The sequence below is a fragment of the Metamycoplasma neophronis genome, from assembly GCF_006491995.1.
Taxonomy (GTDB): domain Bacteria; phylum Bacillota_I; class Bacilli_A; order Mycoplasmatales; family Metamycoplasmataceae; genus Metamycoplasma; species Metamycoplasma neophronis.
Genome location: NZ_VHHP01000030.1, coordinates 1 through 611 on the forward strand (window position 1 = coordinate 1; position 611 = coordinate 611).

General features: G+C 63.5%; 1 protein-coding gene. It reads left to right on the forward strand.

The window, feature by feature from the left end; all coding sequences use genetic code 4:
* Positions 1-611, forward strand: a 611-nt coding sequence (locus tag FJR74_RS08365; RefSeq protein ID WP_140915067.1) for a Fic/DOC family protein, incomplete at both ends; no start/stop codon positions are given.

The window sequence follows — 611 nt, forward strand, 5'->3', positions numbered from 1 at the left end:
GCCGCATCCATGGGACACCGGCGATCAGGAACGGTATTGGCAGCGCTACTTCATCCCCGCTATGTCCGTCTTGAGGAACCGGGTCGGCGCTCGAACGCATGCCGAACTGCGTGATGCCGAGAACGACCTCGTTGAGGCCCGGGTGATCGAACTCCGCGAGGATCCCAATCTGCTGGGCGACCGCACAGATCTCGCATACCTGCGGGCGATTCACCGCCAGCTGTTCCAGGACATTTACGTCTGGGCGGGAGATCTGCGGACAGTCGGCATCGAGAAGGAGGACGAGTCTTTCTGCGCGCCGGGCGGCATCAGTCGGCCCATGGAGCATGTGGCTGCGGAGATCTACCAGCTCGACCGGCTCAGAGCGGTCGGCGAAGGTGATCTCGCTGGCCAGGTCGCATACCGGTACGACTACGTGAACTATGCCCACCCGTTCCGCGAGGGCAACGGCCGCTCGACCCGCGAGTTCTTCGATCTCCTGTTGTCCGAACGCGGTTCTGGCCTCGACTGGGGGAAGACCGACCTGGAAGAGTTGCACGGCGCTTGTCACGTGGCGCGCGCCAACTCTGATCTCACGGGCCTGGTCGCGATGTTCAAGGGGATCCTCGACG